The sequence below is a fragment of the Aeromonas sp. ZOR0002 genome, assembly GCF_963866995.1.
Classification (GTDB): Bacteria; Pseudomonadota; Gammaproteobacteria; order Enterobacterales; family Aeromonadaceae; genus Aeromonas; species Aeromonas caviae.
The window spans coordinates 794-5,292 of sequence record NZ_CAWMFQ010000324.1; the positions used below are offsets into that span (position 1 = coordinate 794).

Below are 4,499 nucleotides of genomic sequence, written 5' to 3' on the forward strand. Positions count from 1 at the left end.
CGTCGTAGTTGTCGATGTGGGGGCCGACACCGCCGTGAGGGGTGGAGAAGCTCACCATCACATCGTCAAAGCGCCAGCCCGGGATGAACTGGAAGGGCACCGCCAGCTCGTGCACCTCGGGTACCCAGTGGTTGCACGCCTGCACCAGCACGGTCCAGTTCTCTTCCCCCAGGTGATCGTAGGATTCGAAGGGGCCGTGGGCCGCCTCCCACTGGTTGTTGAAGCGGGTGACCAGGCGCGATTCAATCACCTCTTCCATGGCCAGACCCGCCAGCTCGTCCGGGCTGATGGGATCCTGAAAGTCGGTGAAACCGCCCTTGATGAGGAGCGGGCGCTTCTGCCAGTAGTGCTCGAGGAAGTGAGCGATATCCAGATTGAGTTGGTACATGGTGCTTCTCGTATCTTGTGAGAGGGCTTGCCCAAGGCGGGCTTGGGCAAGGGCTCTGAAATGGCCCGATAGAGGGTGATCATATCAAATGGGCCAAAATCAACGGGGGCCCTGCCGTCATGACAGAGCCCCCGCCGGTTCGGTTACATCACTTATTTCAGCAGATCGACCAGACGCTGGGCGTCGCCGATGTAGTTGGCCGGGGTCAGCTTCTTCAGCTCGACCTTGACCGCTTCCGGCAGTGCCAGGGTGTCGATGAAGGTGCGCATCCCTTCGGCGTCGACGCGGCGACCACGGGTCAGCTCTTTGAGCTTCTCGTAGGGCTTCTCGATGCCGTAGCGGCGCATCACGGTCTGGATGGGTTCCGCCAGCACTTCCCAGTTGGCGTCCAGATCGGCGGCCATGGCGTCCGCGTTGGCTTCCAGCTTGGAGATGCCCTTGAGGGTCGCCTGATAGGCAATCAGGGAGTAACCCACCGCCACACCCAGGTTGCGCAGCACGGTCGAGTCGGTGAGATCACGCTGCCAGCGGGAGATGGGCAGTTTGCTCGCCAGGTGCTGGAACACGGCGTTGGCCAGACCCAGATTGCCTTCGGAGTTCTCGAAGTCGATGGGGTTGACCTTGTGGGGCATGGTGGAGGAGCCGATTTCGCCGGCGATGGTGCGCTGCTTGAAGTGGCCCAGGGAGATGTAACCCCAGACGTCACGGTCAAAGTCGATCAGGATGGTGTTGAAGCGGGCCAGGGCGTCGAACAGCTCGGCGATATAGTCGTGGGGCTCGATCTGGGTGGTGTAGGGGTTCCAGGTCAGGCCGAGAGAAGTGACGAACTCCTCGGAGAACTGGTGCCAGTCCACATCCGGGTAGGCGCTGATGTGGGCGTTGTAGTTGCCCACGGCACCGTTGATCTTGCCCAGCAGCTCCACCGCCATGATCTGCTTGAGCTGGCGCTCCAGACGGTAGGCGACGTTGGCCATCTCCTTGCCCATGGTGCTCGGGGTCGCCGGTTGACCGTGGGTGCGTGACAGCAGCGGCATGTCGCGGTACTCGACGGCCAGGCGCTTGATCTCGCCGATGAGCTTTTCGCAATAAGGCTTGATCACCTCTTCCCGGGCGGTCTTCAGCATCAGGCCGTGGGAGTTGTTGTTGATGTCTTCCGAGGTGCAGGCGAAGTGAATGAATTCGCTGACGGCGGCCAGCTCCGGGTTCACTTCCACCTTCTCTTTCAGGAAGTACTCCACCGCTTTCACATCATGGTTGGTGGTGCGCTCGATCTGTTTGATGCGGGCGGCATCCTGCTCGTTGAAGTTGCTGACGATGCCGTCAAGCACGGCATTGGCTGCCTCGCTCAGGGCAGGGACTTCCGGGATCCCGGCGTGGCTGGCCAGTTTTTGCAACCAGCGCACCTCGACTTCGACGCGAAAACGCAGCAGACCGAATTCGGAGAAGATAGGGCGCAGGGCATCGGCCTTGTCGCCATAACGACCGTCAATCGGGGAAACGGCAGTCAGCGCGGACAGCTCCATGGGGTGAACTCCTGATGATTGGTGTGGGGGTTAAAATCGTTTGGCCAGTTCCACCATCTTCTTGCGGGCGAAGATGATCTGGGTACGGCTGCCGCCGAGCTGGCGCCACAGCACCACGGCGCGGATGCCTGCGAGCAGCAGGGCGCGCACCTTGTGCTGCACCAGGGGCTGCTGCAGGAAGAGCGGGGTGCCCGCCACCTGGATGCGCGGCCCGATGGGGCTGATAAGGTCGCTGTAGATGCTCGCCATGTTGGCCAGGATCTGCTCGTCGAGCAGATCGAAATGCTGTTGCTGGCGGCCGATCTGGCTGATCCGCTCCCCCAGCATGTTGAGGATGTCCTTGCGCTTGGCGAGCTTGCGCTCCAGCGCGATCAGGCTCACCACGTAGCGGGTCAGCTCGGCATTCTTCTGGCTGCCGTCGGCCCCCAGCTGTTCCACCAGGGCGCGATAGCCGTCGCGAATGGCCAGGTGGCTGCCGAACACTTCCAGCGGCTGCGTGGGGTTGGTGACCAGAATGCTTTGCAGGCTCTCGCGCAGGGAGGCTTCGTCGCAGGAGCCGTCACGGGCCACTTTCTGCACCAGATAGGCGGCCTGGCAGATGCCTGCGAAGGCCATGGTTCTGTCTTGGAATTTGTCGCTCATATCTTCACGGCCCTGTTCTGTTCATTCACTGGCAGATGCCCGCAGCAGGTCATGATCCGGCCTTGGAATGTATCGCTCACGTAGGCTGCCTTCTGCTATTGGCTCAAACCGGATGGCTGAAACGTTGTTCGATGATACCGCCGCCCAGACACACTTCCCCGTCGTAGAAGACGGCGGACTGGCCCGGGGTCACCGCAGCCTGTTTCTCGTCGAAGATGACCCGGATGGTCTCATCGTCGATGGGCTGGATCAGGCAGGGGATGTCTTCCTGACGATAACGGGTCTTGACGGTGCAGCGGCGCGGCGCGCGAATGGGGGTGCGATCCACCCAGTGCAGCTGGCTCGCGACCAGGCCGTCGGAGTAGAGGCGGGGGTGTTCCCCTTGCGCCACCACGAGCGTGTTGCGCTCCACCTCTTTGTCCACCACGTACCAGGCCTCTTCGGTGGCATCTTTGCGACCGCCGATGCCGAGCCCCTTGCGCTGGCCCAGGGTGTGGTACATCAGCCCCTGATGCTCGCCGATGATCTTGCCGTCCACGGTTTCGATGGGACCGGGCTGGGCGGGCAGGAATTTGGCCAGGAAGTCCTTGAACTTGCGCTCACCGATGAAGCAGATGCCGGTGGAGTCTTTCTTCTTGGCGGTGATGAGATCCAGCTGCTCGGCGATGCGGCGCACCTCGGGTTTTTCCAGATCCCCGACCGGGAACAGGCTCTGACCCACCTGGGCTTCGCTCAGGGTATAGAGGAAGTAGCTCTGATCCTTGTTGGTATCGAGGCCGCGCAGCAGGCGCGGGCGGCCAGTGCTGTCGTCACGGCGCACATAGTGGCCGGTGGCGATGTAGGTGGCCCCCAGCTCTTCGGCGGCGAATTCCAGGAACGCCTTGAACTTGATCTCCTTGTTGCACAGGATATCCGGGTTCGGGGTGCGACCCGCCTTGTACTCTTCCAGGAAGTGCTCGAAGACGTTGTCCCAGTATTCGGCGGCGAAGTTGATGGTGTGGAGTTTCATCCCCAGCTTGTCGCAGACGGCCTTGGCATCAGCCAAATCCTGGGCGGCAGAGCAGTACTCGTCCGTGTCGTCTTCTTCCCAGTTCTTCATGAACAAGCCTTCGACCTGATAGCCCTGCTGCTGGAGCAGGTAGGCCGAGACGGAAGAATCCACGCCGCCGGACATGCCGACGATCACCTTGATTTGGCTGTTGTCTGTCATTAGTCGAAGTTACCAGTTCGTTTAAACGGGGCGTATTCTACCAGAGTTTTGCGCCCCCGGTCACATCTCCCTGCCGCCGTTCCCCTTGGAAGCCCGGTGGCGGGAAATCGTTTTTCTTGTCTCGGCCCCATAGCGTCAAAAAGAGCGTCCAATGGCGCTTAGATAAAGGCCTTGAGGGCCGACAGCGGCAGGCGGGTGCCGGCCAGATAGTCCTGAATGCACTGCCACACCAGGGGGCTTCGCAGGGCGGGCTTGCACTCGGCAATCTCCTCCAGGCTGAGCCAGTGACAGGCCAGTACGTCACCGTCGGGATCCTCTGGATGGTGCTGACCGGGCGACTTTTCAAGGTCGAAGATGACGGCGGTGCGCACAAAGGTGGCCTCGCTGTCCGCCGGTTTGAAGAGGTAGACCCCGAGCCAGCCGGTGGGGGCGGCGGTGAGTCCCGTCTCCTCCTTCAGCTCGCGGCAGGCCGCCTGGATGAGATCTTCTCCCGGCTCCACGTGGCCGGCGGGCTGGTTGAAGCGGCGCTTGCCCGCAATCTCCTCTTCCACCAGCAAGAAACGCCCCTGCCAGTGCACCAGGGCGGCCACGGTGAGGCGGGTGGGCAGCGGGGGGTGATCGCTCATAAGGACTCCTTGTCTTGTTGTCTGTGCCCCGGCAGGGGCGCTCGATGCAGATCCGCTGTCGCCTTCATTCAGAGGGCTTGGGGCGAGCCGGACGGCGGGCGGTGGTGCGC

The 4,499-nt window shown here is 62.0% G+C and carries 5 protein-coding genes; all 5 read right to left on the reverse strand.

The annotated features are described in order from the left end of the window. On the reverse strand, positions 1-388 hold a 388-nt coding region (locus AACR77_RS17455; RefSeq protein WP_042883022.1), incomplete at its 3' end, for a cupin domain-containing protein. A 152-nt stretch (positions 389-540) separates the two neighbouring features. Then, positions 541-1,911, reverse strand: coding sequence for an adenylosuccinate lyase (purB, locus tag AACR77_RS17460; RefSeq protein WP_042014264.1), 1,371 nt, complete (start codon positions 1,909-1,911; stop codon positions 541-543). 30 nt (positions 1,912-1,941) lie between these two features. Beyond that, positions 1,942-2,553 carry a high frequency lysogenization protein HflD gene (gene hflD / locus AACR77_RS17465; RefSeq protein WP_010673618.1) on the reverse strand — a complete coding sequence of 204 codons (612 nt, stop codon included), beginning with the start codon at positions 2,551-2,553 and terminating at the stop codon, positions 1,942-1,944. A gap of 103 nt (positions 2,554-2,656) precedes the next feature. Next, positions 2,657-3,763, reverse strand: a complete 1,107-nt coding sequence (mnmA, locus tag AACR77_RS17470) for a tRNA 2-thiouridine(34) synthase MnmA (protein ID WP_010673619.1) — start codon at positions 3,761-3,763, stop codon at positions 2,657-2,659. A gap of 158 nt (positions 3,764-3,921) precedes the next feature. Continuing rightward, on the reverse strand, positions 3,922-4,389 hold the full coding sequence (locus AACR77_RS17475) for an NUDIX hydrolase (protein WP_010673620.1): 468 nt from the start codon (positions 4,387-4,389) through the stop codon (positions 3,922-3,924). Positions 4,390-4,499 lie beyond the last annotated feature (110 nt).